The sequence below is a fragment of the Butyrivibrio sp. WCD3002 genome, from assembly GCF_000424265.1.
Classification (GTDB): domain Bacteria; phylum Bacillota; class Clostridia; order Lachnospirales; family Lachnospiraceae; genus Butyrivibrio.
The window spans coordinates 62,476-78,055 of the sequence record NZ_AUJO01000002.1 but is presented as its reverse complement, the minus strand read 5'-3'; the positions used below and the strand labels follow the sequence as shown (position 1 = coordinate 78,055).

The following is a 15,580-nucleotide window of genomic DNA, read 5'->3' as shown; positions in this document are numbered from 1 at the left end:
AATTTGCCATCTTCACTTTTTTATCTCTTATGTTATAATTCATTGAGATAAAGTGTTCCGAAGGATTTTTCTTTAAATTCAGAAACATTTTCGATTAAATACGAGGGGGCGTTTACATGTTTGAAGGAAAAGACGGCGAAAACAGTGTAGAGGATATTTTAGCCAGATATACGGATGATGTGGCGGTTCTTGCACCCTATATTCCATGGCTTAAAGAACACACCAAGCAGCAGGTAGCGGAGAGCTATTCCAACAGCGAATTATCCAATTCGATGCCGTTTCCTGTATATGATTCGACGCTTCTAAGCTTCGTAAAACAGGCTCAGCAGACCGGTATGATGGATCGCAATTATCACTATGTGTATACCAGAAATCATATCAGGAATTATCAGGATGAGCTTAAGTTTATCGAGAATGCAGAGATCACTGATATGGATGATCTTTCGGGACTGCTTTCCAGATACATTCTGGAGGGAATGACCAAGGGTGCTGTTTGGGCAGAGGGTGTTTACACCGGAGTCCTGTACGCACTGGTTTTTAAAATGGATGATCTGATTCATTTTTGGGGAACGATGTCTTACTAATTAACGGGAGCTTTTGAATGAGTGAGAAGTCTGCTCAGAAAAGAAAATACATTCTGAAAAAAGCCCGTGAGGTATTTTCAGAAAAGGGATTTAAGAACGTCACCATGAAGGATGTCGTGGAAGCTTGTGACATCAGCCGTGGAGGCCTTTATCTCTATTTCTCATCCACTGAGGAGATTTTCCTTGCCGTACTGTCTGAAGAACCCGATGATGACGATGATGAGGCAATCTCAAAAGCGCTCACAGGAGACGCTACTGCCGGCGATATGCTGGCTCTTTTCTTGAAAGAGCAGAAAAAGGAAATTCTTCGCAAGAAGAGCCTTGTTCTTGCTTCCTATGAATATTTCGCAGAGAAAAATTTATCCGCTCAGGACAATCCGCTTCGCAAGCAGTTCGAAGCTGGTATCCAGATTGTTCAGACATTAATTGAAAATGGTGTTCGTGCAGGTGAATTCATCTGTGCCGATCCCTATGGATGTGCCCGCAACCTCATGTACGTGGTTGAGGGTCTTAAAGTTTCCGCTAAAACTATCGGTGTTAACGAGGCCGCGGTTGACCGTGAGCTTTTGTATATATTGGAGGGCTTAATGCCCGGTGGTAATTGATGCTTCGAGATTCTTTTTCTTGAAGCATTTATTTTATACATTTATTTAACCTGGAGGAGATTTATGAGCAAAGTCAGACGAATCTATGTTGAAAAGAAGGCACCCTATGCCGGAAAGGCAAAGGAGCTTAAGAGCGAGATCAAGAGCTATCTCGGTATTAAGAGTGTGTCCAAGGTAAGGGAATTCATCCGCTATGATGTGGAGAATGTTTCCGATGAGGTCTTTGAAAAGGCATGCACCACAGTTTTTTCTGAGCCCCCTGTTGATATCCTTTATCGTGAGGAAATCGAGATTCCGGAAGGCGCTAAAGTATTCAGCGTTGAGGCACTTCCCGGACAGTTCGATCAGAGAGCTGACTCTGCTGTGCAGTGTGTACGCTTTATAAAGGGCGACGAGGAGCCTGTTATCCGCACTGCAGTTACATACATGCTTATCGGCGATATCACAGACGCAGAGCTTAAGCAGATTCAGGATTACACCATGAACCCTGTTGATTCCAGAATCGCAGATGAAGCAAAGCCCGAGACACTTGTAGATGTTTTTGATGAGCCCGAGGATGTAAAGATTCTTGATGGCTTTAAGGATATGGCTGAGGATGAGCTTAAAAAGCTTTATGAATCATTCGGTCTTGCCATGACCTTCAACGATTTCAAGTGGATTCAGCAGTACTTCCACGATGATGAAAAGCGCGATCCTTCCATGACTGAGATTCGCGTTCTTGATACCTACTGGTCTGACCACTGTCGTCACACAACCTTCGGCACAGAGCTTAAGAGCGTAAGCTTTGATGAAGGCTTTTATCAGGCACCCATCAAGGCTTCCTATGATAAATACCTTAGCGCAAGAGAGGATGTTTACGCAGATCCCGCAAAGCGCAGCGAGAAGTTCATTTCACTTATGGACATCGCTCTTATGGGTATGAAGAAGCTGAAAAAGGACGGCAAGCTCACAGATATGGAAGAGTCCGAGGAGAACAATGCATGTACAGTAGTTGTTCCTGTAGATGTTGACTACGGCAACGGCCCTGTAAAAGAGAACTGGCTTGTATTTTTCAAAAATGAGACTCACAACCATCCTACTGAAATTGAGCCCTTCGGTGGTGCTGCAACATGTCTTGGCGGTGCTATCAGAGATCCCCTTTCAGGAAGAGGCTATGTATATCAGGCAATGCGTGTAACAGGTGCGGCAGATCCCACTGTTCCCGTTGCTGATACTCTTAACGGCAAGCTTTCACAGAAGAAGCTTGTTCGCGGCGCTGCAGCAGGTTATTCAAGCTATGGTAACCAGATCGGTCTTGCAACAGGCTATGTAAAAGAGGTTTATCATCCCGACTACGCTGCAAAGCGTATGGAGATCGGTGCGGTTATGGGTGCTGCTCCGCAGGAGCACGTAATCCGTGAGAGCTCAGACCCCGGAGATATCATTGTACTCCTTGGCGGACGTACAGGACGTGATGGCTGCGGCGGTGCTACTGGTTCATCCAAGGCACACACAGCAGATTCAATCCTTACCTGCGGTGCTGAGGTACAGAAGGGTAACGCACCTACAGAGAGAAAATTGCAGAGACTTTTCAGAAGACCTGAGGTTTCAGAGCTTATTAAGAAGTGTAACGACTTTGGTGCCGGCGGTGTATCAGTTGCTATCGGCGAGCTGGCAGATGGTCTTGATGTTGATCTTGATAAGGTCCCGAAGAAGTACGCAGGTCTTGACGGAACAGAGCTTGCAATCTCCGAGTCACAGGAGAGAATGGCAGTTGTTGTTGATCCCTCTCAGGTTGATAAATTCCTTGAGTATGCAGCAGAGGAGAACCTTGAAGCAGTTAAGGTTGCAGTTGTTACAGAGGAGCCCAGACTTGTCCTTAAGTGGAGAGGCAAGAAGATCGTAGATATCAAGCGTTCCTTCCTTGATACCAACGGAGCTCACCAGGAGACAGAGGTAGAAGTTCTCATTCCTTCCAAGGAAGATAACTATTTAGATAAAATCGCAAGTGAGGGTGCAGCTAAGGCCCTTGCAGAAAATGATGTTAAAAAGGCATGGCTTGCCGAGATGGAAGACTTGAATGTCTGCTCACAGAAGGGCCTTGTTGAGATGTTCGATTCATCCATCGGCGCAGGCACAGTTACAATGCCTTACGGCGGAAAATATCAGCTCACCGAGACACAGGCTATGGTTGCAAAGCTTCCTGTTCTTGGCGGTAAAACAGATACAGTTACAATGATGGCTTACGGCTTTGATCCTTATCTTTCAAAGTGGAGCCCTTACCACGGCGCAGCTTACGCAGTAACAGAGTCAGTTGCAAGAATCGTGGCTACTGGTGGCGACTACAAGAACCTCCACCTTACATTCCAGGAGTACTTCCAGAGAATGACAGCTGACAAGACCAGATGGAGTCAGCCTCTTACAGCACTTCTTGGATCTTTCGAAGCTCAGCTGAGATTCGGTATCGCTTCAATCGGCGGTAAGGATTCAATGTCAGGCTCCTTCTTCTACGAGGGTGATGAAAAGAGAGCATCAGGCGAGATCAACGTTCCGCCTACACTTGTATCTTTCGCAGTAGATGTTGCAAAGGGCAAGGATGTTATCACACCTGAGCTCAAGGCAGCAGGAGACATGCTTATAGAGCTTCCTATTGACAGAGATGAGTTTGATCTTCCTGATTATGAAAAGGTTATGGCCCGTTATGATGAAGTACACGACCTTATGCAGAAGGGCTATGTAAAGGCAGCTTACGCTATCGACTGCTACGGCGTTGCAGCAGCAATCAGCCGCATGGCATTTGGTAACGGCTTCGGCGTAAAGATCGCAGGCTGCGTGAAGAATGAAGATCTCTTCACCAACAGAATCGGTAACATCCTTCTTGAGGTTCCTGCAGATAAGGCAGGCGATGTACTTGCTCTCAGAGAAGCAAGAGAAATCGGGGTTGTAACAGATGATGGCAAGTTCACTGTCGGCGACGTAGTAATCTCAGAAGAGGAAGCACTTGCAAATTGGAAGAACAAGCTTGAGAAGGTATTCCCTTCAGTTGCACCTGTTTCCGAGGATGATACGGAAAGCGCAGATAAAAAGAGCATCTTTGATGACGGCGCACTTACAAAAGAATACAAGGCTTCCGAGGTTTATGTATGCAAGAACAAGGTTGCAAAGCCTACAGTCTTCATACCTGTATTCCCCGGCAGTAACTGTGAATATGATTCAGCTCAGGCCTTTGAGAGAGCAGGCGCTGATACAATAGTTAAGATTTTCAGAAACAGAAACGCACAGGACATCGTAGAGTCTGTTGCTGAGTTCAAGAAGTCAATTGAGCAGGCACAGATCATCATGTTCCCCGGCGGCTTCTCTGCAGGTGATGAGCCTGACGGAAGTGCTAAGTTCTTTGCAACAGCCTTCCAGAACGAGAGCATCAAGGAAGCAGTTAACGACCTTCTTCAGAACAGAGACGGTCTTGCACTTGGTATCTGTAACGGATTCCAGGCTATGATCAAGCTTGGTCTTGTACCTAACGGTGAAGTTACAGGTCAGACACCGGATAGTCCTACACTTACTTTCAACACAATCGGACGTCATATCTCTACAATGGCTTACCTCAAGGTTGTAAGTAACAAGTCACCCTGGATGCAGGGCGCTGAGCTTGGCGGTGTTTACACCAACCCCGCTTCACACGGTGAGGGACGTTTCGTAGCACCTACAGATGTTCTTAAAAAGCTCTTTGAGAACGGACAGATTGCTACTCAGTACTGTGATCCCGATGGACAGGTACATCTTGATAATCTTTGGAACATCAACGGCTCTTACATGGCTGTTGAAGGTATTACATCACCTGATGGAAGATGTCTTGGTAAGATGTGTCACTCAGAGCGTCGCGGCGACGGCGTTGCAGTAAATATCTTCGGTGAGCAGGATATGAAGATATTCGAGAGTGGTGTTAAGTACTACAAATAAGACCCTCATCCGTCAGACTTCGTCTGACACCTTCCCCCAGAGGGGGAAGGCAGATGAGAAAAGCCTTCTCCCAGAGGGGGAAAGCAGATGAGAAAAAGCCTTCCCTCAGAGGGGGAAAGCAGATGAGAAAAGCCTTCCCTCAGAGGGGGAAAGCAGATGAGAAAAAGCCTTCCCTCAGAGGGGGAAAGCAGATGAGAAAAGCCTTCTCCCTCTGGGAGAAGGTGGCGCGTAGCGCCGGATGAGGGCTAATTATAGGAGGAGCGAATGAAAGCATTTTTGATTTTGGAGGATGGCACTGTTTTTAAGGGTCATGCCATAGGCGCCAAAAAGGAGGTTATAAGCGAGATCGTCTTTAATACTTCCATGGCAGGCTACACCGAAGTTTTTACAGATCCATCCTATGCAGGACAGGCTGTCTGCATGACTTATCCGCTTATCGGTAATTACGGAGTGTGTAAAGACGACATGGAGTCAGAGCGCATCTGGCTTGACGGCGTGATAGTAAGAGAGCTGTCCGATGTTGCATCTAATTTCAGATGTGACGAGACAATCCAGGAATTTCTTGAAGAGTTTGATATTCCCGGAATTGAGAGAATAGACACCAGGAAACTTGTTCGCATCCTTCGTGAAAAAGGAACAATGAACGGCATGATCACCACCAACGAGAACTACAACGTGGATGAGATCATCCCGAAGCTTAAGGCATATAACACAGGAAAAGTTGTTGAGAAGGTATCCTGCAAAGAGAAAAAGTTCATTGCAGGAAGTAAGGAACTTAGCGACAACGGGCCTCTTTCAGGAAGTGCGGTTTTCAAAAAGGAAGACTACGAGGCATCACTTAAGGGCGACCTTTCCAAGAGAGAAAAGCGTCCAAGCCTTGTAAAAGACCTTAACGGAAAAGGACTTAAGGTTGCGCTTCTTGATGTAGGCGCTAAGGATAATATCGCAGCATCCCTTGCAGCAAGAGGCTGTGATGTAACGGTTTATCCTCAGGATACAACCGCTGAGGAGATTCTTAAGGATAAGCCCGACGGAATCATGCTTAGTAACGGCCCCGGGGACCCCAAGGAGTGCACGGGAGTCATTGAGGAGATTAAGAAGCTCTACGCATCGGATGTGCCGATTTTTGCAATCTGCCTTGGACATCAGCTCATGGCCCTTGCCACAGGCGCTGATACCTACAAGATGAAATACGGACACCGCGGCGGTAATCATCCCGTTAAGGATCTTGAAACCGGAAGAGTTTACATATCATCACAGAACCACGGTTATGTTGTTAATACAGATACGCTCGATAAGAGCATCGCTGTACCGGCCTTCGTCAATGTAAATGACGGAACCAATGAAGGTCTTAAATATGTGGGCAAAAATATTTTCACAGTTCAGTTCCATCCGGAAGCCTGCTGCGGCCCCCAGGACAGCGGATATTTGTTTGACAGATTTATTGGAATGATGTGCAAATAAAAGCCTTCTCCCTTAGAGGGAGAAGGTGGCGCGTAGCGCCGGATGAGGGTAAATATTTTTGGAAAGGATATAACATGCCAAAGAATAAAGATGTGAAAAAAGTTTTGGTTATAGGTTCGGGACCGATCGTAATCGGCCAGGCTGCGGAGTTCGACTATGCAGGAACTCAGGCATGCCGTTCCCTTAAGGAGGAGGGCATAGAGGTTATCCTTGTTAACTCCAACCCTGCAACCATTATGACAGATAAAGATATCGCTGATGAGGTTTATATCGAGCCTCTTACAGTGAAGGTACTTGAGCAGATCATTGAAAAGGAAAAGCCCGACAGCGTGCTTCCAACCCTTGGAGGACAGGCAGGACTTAACCTTGGTATGGAACTTGCAGAATCAGGATTCCTTGCATCACACGGAGTAAAGCTTCTTGGAACAACTGCTGAGACCATCAAGAAAGCTGAGGACCGCCAGGAATTCAAGGATACCATGGAGAAGATCGGCGAGCCCTGTGCAGCATCTCTTGTAGTACATAACGTAGATGACGGTGTAGCTTTTGCAGAAAAAATCGGATACCCTGTAGTTCTTCGTCCTGCATTTACTCTTGGCGGATCAGGCGGCGGTATCGCTCACAACAGATTAGAGTGTGAGGAAATCCTTGAGAATGGACTCAGGCTTTCAAGAGCAAACGAGGTTCTTGTTGAGCGCTGCATCGCAGGTTGGAAGGAAATCGAGTACGAGGTAATGCGAGACAGTGCAGGTAACTGCATCACAGTCTGCAACATGGAGAACATCGACCCTGTCGGAGTTCACACCGGTGACAGTATCGTAGTTGCACCTTCTCAGACACTTACCGATAAAGAGTATCAGATGCTCAGAAGCGCAGCTCTTAACATCATCGACGAGCTGCAGATCACAGGTGGATGTAACGTACAGTTTGCGCTTCATCCCACAAGCTTTGAGTACTGCGTAATCGAGGTTAACCCCAGAGTTAGCCGCTCATCAGCTCTTGCATCAAAGGCAACAGGTTATCCCATTGCCAAGGTTGCAGCTAAGATAGCTCTTGGTTACACACTGGATGAGATTAAAAATGCAATCACAGGAAAAACCTACGCAAGCTTCGAGCCTACACTTGACTACTGCGTAGTTAAGTTCCCGAGACTTCCTTTTGATAAATTCATTACTGCTAAGCGTACCCTTACAACACAGATGAAGGCTACCGGTGAGGTAATGAGTATCTGCACCAATTTTGAAGGTGCCATGATGAAGGCAATCCGTTCACTGGAGCAGCATGTGGACTGCCTTACAAGCTACGACTTTTCAGATCTTGATGATGATGAATTAAAGGATCGTCTTACAGTTGTAGATGATCAGAGAATCTGGGTTATTGCTGAGGCACTTCGTCGCGGCATGAGCCATGACGAGATCCACGAGATCACAATGATCGACCACTGGTTCATCGACAAGATTCATACACTCGTTAAGATGGAGCTTAAGCTTTTAAGACTCGGTGAAAAGAGCACCATAGCAAGACATAAGGTCTCTGAAGAAAACGTACCGGAATTCGAAGAGGCTAAGAAAATCATTAGCTATGATACCCTTCTTAAGGCTAAGAGACTTGAGTATCCTGATAAGGTAATAAGCAGACTTACAAGATTCTCGGTAGAGACAATCAAGGGCCTTAGAGATTTCTATGGAATTAAGGCAGCCTACAAGTTGGTTGATACCTGCGCTGCAGAGTTCGCAGCTGAGACTCCTTACTACTACTCAGTTTACGGGGACAGTGATGAGGAGAATGAGGCAGCAGGAGAAGGCTCAGGCAAAAAGAAGATCCTGGTTCTCGGTTCTGGTCCCATCAGAATCGGTCAGGGTATCGAGTTCGACTACTGCTCAGTTCACGCTACATGGGCCTTTGAAAAGGAAGGCTATGAGACCATCATCATCAATAATAACCCTGAGACGGTTTCAACTGACTTCGATATAGCAGATAAGCTGTACTTCGAGCCCCTTACACCCGAGGATGTTGAGAACATTGTTCGCCTTGAAAAGCCTGACGGAGCTGTGGTTCAGTTCGGCGGACAGACAGCAATCAAGCTTACTCAGGACCTCATGAAGATGGGCGTTAAGATCTACGGAACCAAGGCAGAGGATGTTGATGCTGCTGAGGATAGAGAGATCTTTGACAGAATCCTTGAAGAGACAGGAATTAAGCGCGCTGAGGGTGCTACAGTTTACACCGCTGAGGAAGCAAAGGAAGTTGCAAACAGACTTGGCTATCCCGTACTTGTAAGACCTTCCTACGTACTTGGCGGACAGGGCATGCAGATTGCACTTTCAGATCAGGAGATAGAAGAGTTTATTAACATCATCAACAGAATTGCTCAGGATCATCCCATCCTTGTTGATAAGTACCTTCAGGGTGTTGAGACAGAGGTTGATGCGGTTTGCGACGGAGAGAACATCGTTATCCCCGGTATCATGGAGCATATCGAGAGATCAGGAATACACTCCGGTGACTCCATCTCGGTTTATCCTGCACAGTCACTGTCTGATAAGGTTAAGCAGACTATCGCTGATTACACAGAGAGACTTGCTAAAGCCCTTCATGTAATCGGACTTATAAATGTACAGTTTATCGCAGTGGGAGATGAGGTTTACATCATCGAGGCCAACCCAAGATCATCAAGAACCGTTCCTTATATCAGTAAGGTTACAGGTATTCCGATCGTGGATCTGGCAGCACAGGTAATGATGGGCAAAAAGCTCACAGATCTTGGCTATACACCGGGACTTCAGCCTGAAGCTGAGCACATCGCCATCAAGATGCCGGTATTCTCCTTTGAAAAGATCAGAGGAGCTGAGATCAGCCTTGGACCTGAGATGAAGAGTACAGGTGAGTGTCTTGGTATCAGCAAGTCCTACAGTGAAGCTCTTTACAAAGCTTTCCTTGGAGCAGGCATAAAGCTTCCCAAGCATAAGCAGATGATCATCACAGTTAAGGATTCCGATAAGGGTGAAGTAATTGATATAGCAAGACGCTTTGAAAAGCTTGGCTATATAATTTACGCAACACGTTCCACAGCAGATACTCTTAATGAGAACGGCGTAAAGGCCCGTAAGGTCAACCGTATAAGTCAGGAATCACCTACAGTCATCGACCTTATCCTTGGACACAGAATAGACCTTGTAATCGACACACCTACTCAGGGACGAGACAAGACCCGTGACGGATTCCTGATCCGCCGCACAGCAATCGAGACAGGCGTTAATGTAATTACAGCCCTTGATACAGCAAGAGCGCTGGTAACAAGCTTGGAGGATGCATATAAAGAAGATACTTTAGAGCTTGTAGATATTGCAAAGATATAGTGAAATAAGAAGCAGCAGCGATGAACTTCGCTGCTGCTTTTTCAGATTTATTCTTATTCACCAAATTCTTCGATGGAGGCTGCTATTTCATCAAGGCTGATCTTTAGCTTTCCATCAAAGATAGCAACAGGCGCTTCCCCTTTAAGAGGCATTATTTCAGGAATAAAATCCTCATCCATAAAGTTATATTTTATCAGGCACTTTTTATGCGGATCAATTATCCAATATTCACGCACACCGGCTTCCTCATATTTTACAAGCTTGATTGTCATATCCTTTTTTCTGGTGGATTTTGAAAGTATTTCCACAAGAAAGTCCGGGGCACCATATACGCCAAAACCCTTTATTTTACTTCTGTCACAGATAACCAGAACATCGGGTTGAACCATGGTCTTATCGTCGCAGTCTATCTGTACATCAACTGGTGCAGAAAATGCCTTACACTTTCCTTTGTTTTTCTTAATGAAATCAGCTATGGCGGAATGAATTACATAGGAGATATCCTGGTGAACAATTCTAGGTGCTGACATGTCATAGAACACTCCATCAATAAGCTCAACTCTCTGCTCATCAGGAAGAGCATAGTAGTCTTCAAGAGTAAATTCTCCCTGTTTCTTATAGGGACTTCCATATTTTATACCTTCGGGTGTGGGCTGCCTTAAAGTATTGTCGCCATTTGTTGTTTCATCAGGGCTAAAAGCAGGAGCTCCCTCCATCAGCATGGAGCTATTAGTATTTTGTAGATCAAATAAAGTATCGCCGGTATTTCCGCTAAATCCTGACGAACCATACTCATAAGCTTTGCCCTGATAAGTAGCTTCATTGCCTGAAAGAACCCGTTCTATAGCATCCAAAGTAGCCTTACGAGGATTCTTGGTTTTGCCTGTAAAAATCTTCTGGAGTGTGATAGATGGCACTCCTGTATATTCTGAGAGTTGGCTATAGCTGTATCCCCTGGTTTCCTTAATCTCACGCATCTGTTTTATGGTCATTTGGTTCCTCCTGGAAATGTTGCGATATAAATATCGATAATATACAATAGTTTTATATATTATAGCATCCTATTATATACAAAGCAAATGGAGACTGCAAATTGCAGTCTCCATTTTTAAATGACCCTTTCGGCACATGTTTTAAAGTATTACTTAGTAACCTTCGATCCGTTGTCTCTCTTACCTTTAAGAAGTTTGGTGTAAGAGGAGAGCACTTTCTTTGGTACCTTGAAGGTTGCACCCTTCTTTAATTTTCACATGAGATTTTCATCATAGATGGCTCTCTGACCACCTACATATTTGGGCCTGTGACGTGCACAGATTATGGGCGCTGCGCCAATCTTACGAAGAGATATGCGCATGGGTACTACGACGCTGTGCATGTGCATTCCTATCATGGTGCCGCCAATATCAATTCCTGCATCTGCCTTGTAGTTAAGGCTTTCAACAAGAACCGGATCATCGAATCTCTGATAGCATACTGTTCCCAGGGCGCCACCAGCATGATTGGGCTGAGGAATGGCGTTGACCTGCTCGAAGTCATATTTTTCCATAGTTTCACGTTCAACTACGAGAGCTCTGTTTAGATGTTCGCAGCACTGGGCAGCTGCATATATTCCGTGTTCTTTAAGTACGGGGATTATTCCGTCATATACGGCATTTGCCACATCCACGTTTGTGGCGGTACCGATCTGATCGCCAAGGACTTCACTGGATGAGCAACCGATGACAAAAATGGAACCTTTCTTAAGGTTAGCTGCTTCAAGTATTTCTGTAACTGCCTGTCTGCTCTGGGCTGTAATTTCTTCAAAATTCATTGTAATGCTCCTTCTGATGTAATGTAGTATTATAGAAGTTGTGTAATATTATATTCTCAATTTTGTATTATAAATATAACCCAAAAACAACTAATTTAATATAACCAAATGGAGGAGAGTATGAGAGCGTATGCGGATATGCATTGCGATACTTTGATGAAGGCCTTTTTTGAAGGGGAAGAGAGGCTCTTTGAGGGTCAGGGTATGCAGAGTATTTCAAATATGATCAAGGCAGGGCAGCTGCTGCAGTTTTTTGCAGTATTTTTTATACCGGAGCTTGATGAGGAGACTAAAAAGCAGGCGGGATTTACCAGAGAGATTCCATCTGATGATGAGTATTACAGCGAGCTTAAAAGCATTCTCTATTCACAGGTAGAGAAGCATTCAGATTCAATAGCGATTGCATTAAGTGCAGAGGATGTCAGGAAAAATAAGGCGGCAGGCAAGGCATCGGCTATGCTCACACTTGAAGATGGAAGATTTTTAAACGGAAGTCTTGATAAGCTAAGAAGTGTCTATGACGACGGCGTTCGTGCCATCGGACTTACCTGGAACGGTGAGAACTGTCTTGGATATCCCAACTCTGCAGATAAGAGCATTATGGAAAAGGGGCTTAAAACCTTTGGCTTTGAAGCAGTGGAAGAGATGAACAGACTTGGCATTCTTGTGGACGTATCACATTTATCGGACGGCGGATTCTTTGACGTTGCAAAGACATGCAAAAAGCCCTTTATAGCATCTCACTCGAGCTGCAGAGTGCTGACAGACCATCAAAGAAATCTGACTGATGAAATGATAAAAATCATAGCCTCAAAGGGAGGCGTAGCAGGAGTTAATTTTGCTCCCGAATTCGTGAATATAGGGGAGGGCGATCCAAAGTCCAAAGCTGAATTTATCGCTTCACATGTACTTCATATGTATAAGGTCGGAGGCGAGGATATCATAGCTCTTGGCACCGATTTTGACGGAATACACGGCGATATTGAGATAAAGCATCCTGAGGAAATGGACCTTTTATTTGATATTCTTTCAAAGAAAGGGCTTTCTTCTTCGGTTCTTGATAAGTTTGCAAGTGAAAATGTAATGAGAGTATTGGAGAGCATCTGATGGTAAAAATAGATTTGGTAACAGGCTTTCTTGGATCAGGAAAAACTACTTTTATAAGGGAATATGCCAGGTATCTTCTTAATAAGGGTGAGAAAATCTGCATAATAGAGAATGACTACGGCGCAGTAAACGTGGACATGGTGCTCCTTCAGGACCTTTACGGAGATAACTGTAATCTGGAGATGATAGTTGGCGGCGATGGAAAAGAAGCTCACAGAAGGCGATTTCGAACCAAGCTTATTTCCATGGGTATGAGTGGTTATGACAGAGTGATAATCGAGCCTTCAGGAATCTATGACGTGGATGAATTCTTTGACGTACTCTACGATGAACCCCTTGATAGATGGTATGAGATTGGCAACGTTATCTCTATCGTGGATGCTAAGAGTGTAAGCGAGCTTTCTGGTGTATCAAGATATCTGTTCATGTCAGAGATAGCCTGTGCAGGGAAAATAGTTCTCAGTAAGCTTTCACAGGATACTGATGCCCAAAATGTCATGGGCAAAATAAATGAGATAATGGCTGAGTTTGGACTTGGATGCTCCGGTAAATCCAAAGCTCCTGCTAATGAGCCTAAAGGCGATAAGGACGAATTTTGGTTTTCGCCGGAAAAACACTTCATTGCTAAAAGCTTTTCTGACCTGACAGATTCTGATTTTGAAAACATAGAAAAAGCCGGATACAGACACGCCTCCTATGTAAAGCTTCCTATAGAAGATGAGCAGTATAATCCTCTGTTTTATTTTGATGTGGCGATGCCTGAGGATAAGCTTAGAGAAACAGCTACATCTCTGTTTAAGGATGAAAAGGCAGGACACGTAATCAGAATAAAGGGCTTTGTAAAAACCGGTGAGAACTCTCAGGCAGAGCTTAATGCCACTGAAAAGGAAATAAGTTTAACTCCCATTGTCAGTAGCAAAAACGTCCTTATCATCATCGGAGAAGCTCTTGATAAAGCTTACATAAATGATATTTTTAAGGATTACTGCTCGCAGGTTTCACTATAATCAAAATATTTATTAAGAATGCATAAGCAAAATCACAAAGAAATATTATTGTCAAGTACGAGTTATGCACGAATCTGTTCATAATTCGTAGTATATACCCCCTCTTTTTTAGCTATAATTCATGTTGGAAAAGGGGGTAATTTAATATGTCTGGTTTGAAAAAGTTTTCACTAATGTTCTTGTTATCGTTCTTTATGTTATTCGCAACAGTTTCCGTTAATACACACGCAGCAGAAGGAGATAAGTTTAAGGTTGACTTTGTTAACAGAGTTGTAACTCTACCGCTTCTTAAGCCTAAGGAAGGTATGCATATTTGGGAGCTGATTCCTGATAATACTGAGGAGCCCCACTCAGTTAAAGTGTATTATAAGCAAAATCACATGGAGGGTATATGTAGTATTTATGTGGATCTTAGTGTGGGAAAAGATACAGAATATTTTTATGGAGAAAATGGAAATAAAATAGATACGCTTCAAGCAGGTCAGACTTATACCGGCAGAATCCAAATTTTTGCTCAGACACGTAAATTAGATGAATGGGGCGACCCGGTTGTAGACTCTGAAAAAATATGGGATCATTGTACACTTAAGTTCTGTGATCAGGATAATAGATTCCTGGTTTATGATACAAAAGAAGCAGATGCAAATGAGTTAGGGGAAATGTTTTTCTATTATACCTTCACTGTTCCCGACGACACAGGATCACTCATGTGTGAAGGACCTTATACCATGGATCTCAGCGAAGAAAACTTTATCTTCGTTAGTTCTGACCATTTTGCACCAATAGATGAAGAGCGTGTTGTTAATACTCTTAATAATATTGATAAGATCAGATTTGATAAAGAAACCAGGGATATAAAGAATAGTCTGCCTTTAAAGGTTGACGTCAATAATGATGGAAAATATGATGTCGGCATTACCAGAAAGAGTGTAGGCCTTGAGTTTAAAAAGCTTGATACCTGCAGCTGCAAAGGAAGTGTAGAACTTAAGATAAACAGCCATGCCGCAAAGGACTTTGACAACAAGGGAATCCAGTATTTCAGTCCTTTGACCTTTGTTTTCGATAAAGAAAAAACGGCAGAAGTAACCAATGAAACACCACAGAAACAGGAAGAGCCTAAGAAGGTTGAAGAGCCTGTAGCTGAAACAGAAGTCACCATAAACAATGCAACCTACAAGATTGATAGTGAAAATGCTACTGTTACAGCAGCAACCACTGCAGCAGGGAATTTCAGTGTTCCTGCAAATGTTACTATCGGTGGTAAGAGCTACGCTGTAACAAAGATTGCAAATAACGCCTTTAAGGGAAGTGCTATAAAGAGCCTTACAATAGGTAATAGCATCACAGAGATTGGTGACAGCGCATTTACAGGCTGCAAGAATCTTACAAAGGCTACAATCGGTAAGAATGTTACAAAGATTGGTAAGAAGGCATTCTATAACTGCTCTAAGCTTAAGAAGGTTACCTTCAAAGGCAACAAGGTAAAGAAGGTTGGTTCCAAGGCCTTCAAGAAGATAAAGAAAGGGGCATCATTCAAGGTTCCGAAGAAAGTGCTTTCTTCTTACACCAAGCTTTTGAAGGGTAAGAGGGATTCAGGTTCCAAAATTCAGTAAGAGGTGTTTTTGGTAGTGTCAAATGATTTATGGAAGGTCGGTCAATCATTAGCTGCTTTTTAGTTTTTTACAGTTGCTGTTTTGAATTACGT

11 protein-coding genes are annotated in these 15,580 nt (G+C 44.1%); 9 read left to right on the top strand and 2 right to left on the bottom strand.

Annotated elements, in window-relative coordinates:
- Window positions 1-116: 116 nt before the first annotated feature.
- The 6 genes from G608_RS0103850 to carB all read left to right on the top strand — a co-directional run bounded on the left by G608_RS0103850 (window position 117) and on the right by carB (window position 9,951).
- Window positions 117-584 carry a hypothetical protein gene (locus G608_RS0103850; protein WP_051208801.1) on the top strand — a complete coding sequence of 156 codons (468 nt, stop codon included), beginning with the start codon at window positions 117-119 and terminating at the stop codon, window positions 582-584.
- Between the two features lie 17 nt (window positions 585-601).
- Window positions 602-1,189, top strand: coding sequence for a TetR/AcrR family transcriptional regulator (locus G608_RS0103845; protein ID WP_026494921.1), 588 nt, complete (start codon window positions 602-604; stop codon window positions 1,187-1,189).
- A gap of 63 nt (window positions 1,190-1,252) precedes the next feature.
- Window positions 1,253-5,128, top strand: a complete 3,876-nt coding sequence (locus tag G608_RS0103840; RefSeq protein WP_026494920.1) for a phosphoribosylformylglycinamidine synthase — start codon at window positions 1,253-1,255, stop codon at window positions 5,126-5,128.
- Window positions 5,129-5,181: 53 nt separating this feature from the next.
- The gene (locus G608_RS0103835; protein WP_026494919.1) at window positions 5,182-5,370 is read left to right on the top strand and encodes a hypothetical protein; all 189 of its coding nucleotides are present in this window, start codon (window positions 5,182-5,184) and stop codon (window positions 5,368-5,370) included.
- 22 nt (window positions 5,371-5,392) lie between these two features.
- Window positions 5,393-6,592: a carbamoyl phosphate synthase small subunit gene (locus G608_RS0103830; protein ID WP_026494918.1), complete on the top strand. Its 1,200-nt coding sequence runs from the start codon at window positions 5,393-5,395 to the stop codon at window positions 6,590-6,592.
- 74 nt (window positions 6,593-6,666) lie between these two features.
- Window positions 6,667-9,951, top strand: a complete 3,285-nt coding sequence (gene carB / locus G608_RS0103825) for a carbamoyl-phosphate synthase large subunit (RefSeq protein WP_026494917.1) — start codon at window positions 6,667-6,669, stop codon at window positions 9,949-9,951.
- 53 nt (window positions 9,952-10,004) lie between these two features.
- Here carB and G608_RS0103820 read toward each other — a convergent pair whose 3' ends face one another.
- A complete protein-coding gene (locus G608_RS0103820; protein ID WP_035794630.1) occupies window positions 10,005-10,943 on the bottom strand; it encodes a Uma2 family endonuclease in 939 nt (312 codons plus the stop codon).
- A 254-nt stretch (window positions 10,944-11,197) separates the two neighbouring features.
- The gene (locus tag G608_RS0103815) at window positions 11,198-11,761 is read right to left on the bottom strand and encodes a TIGR01440 family protein (RefSeq protein ID WP_026494915.1); all 564 of its coding nucleotides are present in this window, start codon (window positions 11,759-11,761) and stop codon (window positions 11,198-11,200) included.
- 120 nt (window positions 11,762-11,881) lie between these two features.
- Between G608_RS0103815 and G608_RS0103810 the strand changes: the two genes are divergently transcribed.
- From G608_RS0103810 to G608_RS0103800, 3 genes are all read left to right on the top strand, one after another.
- The gene (locus G608_RS0103810) at window positions 11,882-12,868 is read left to right on the top strand and encodes a dipeptidase (RefSeq protein ID WP_026494914.1); all 987 of its coding nucleotides are present in this window, start codon (window positions 11,882-11,884) and stop codon (window positions 12,866-12,868) included.
- On the top strand, window positions 12,868-13,875 hold the full coding sequence (locus tag G608_RS0103805; protein ID WP_026494913.1) for a GTP-binding protein: 1,008 nt from the start codon (window positions 12,868-12,870) through the stop codon (window positions 13,873-13,875). Before G608_RS0103810 ends, G608_RS0103805 begins: the two co-directional genes overlap by 1 nt.
- A 146-nt stretch (window positions 13,876-14,021) precedes the next feature.
- Window positions 14,022-15,488, top strand: coding sequence for a leucine-rich repeat domain-containing protein (locus tag G608_RS0103800; protein ID WP_026494912.1), 1,467 nt, complete (start codon window positions 14,022-14,024; stop codon window positions 15,486-15,488).
- Window positions 15,489-15,580: the final 92 nt, after the last annotated feature.

Bases quoted from the DNA above. Each gene is read 5' to 3' on its own strand.
- G608_RS0103850 (WP_051208801.1), top strand. From the start codon at position 117: ATGTTTGAAGGAAAAGACGGCGAAAACAGTGTAGAGGATATTTTAGCC.
- G608_RS0103845 (WP_026494921.1), top strand. From the start codon at position 602: ATGAGTGAGAAGTCTGCTCAGAAAAGAAAATACATTCTGAAAAAAGCC.
- G608_RS0103840 (WP_026494920.1), top strand. From the start codon at position 1,253: ATGAGCAAAGTCAGACGAATCTATGTTGAAAAGAAGGCACCCTATGCC.
- G608_RS0103835 (WP_026494919.1), top strand. From the start codon at position 5,182: ATGAGAAAAGCCTTCTCCCAGAGGGGGAAAGCAGATGAGAAAAAGCCT.
- G608_RS0103830 (WP_026494918.1), top strand. From the start codon at position 5,393: ATGAAAGCATTTTTGATTTTGGAGGATGGCACTGTTTTTAAGGGTCAT.
- carB (WP_026494917.1), top strand. From the start codon at position 6,667: ATGCCAAAGAATAAAGATGTGAAAAAAGTTTTGGTTATAGGTTCGGGA.
- G608_RS0103820 (WP_035794630.1), bottom strand. From the start codon at position 10,943: ATGACCATAAAACAGATGCGTGAGATTAAGGAAACCAGGGGATACAGC.
- G608_RS0103815 (WP_026494915.1), bottom strand. From the start codon at position 11,761: ATGAATTTTGAAGAAATTACAGCCCAGAGCAGACAGGCAGTTACAGAA.
- G608_RS0103810 (WP_026494914.1), top strand. From the start codon at position 11,882: ATGAGAGCGTATGCGGATATGCATTGCGATACTTTGATGAAGGCCTTT.
- G608_RS0103805 (WP_026494913.1), top strand. From the start codon at position 12,868: ATGGTAAAAATAGATTTGGTAACAGGCTTTCTTGGATCAGGAAAAACT.
- G608_RS0103800 (WP_026494912.1), top strand. From the start codon at position 14,022: ATGTCTGGTTTGAAAAAGTTTTCACTAATGTTCTTGTTATCGTTCTTT.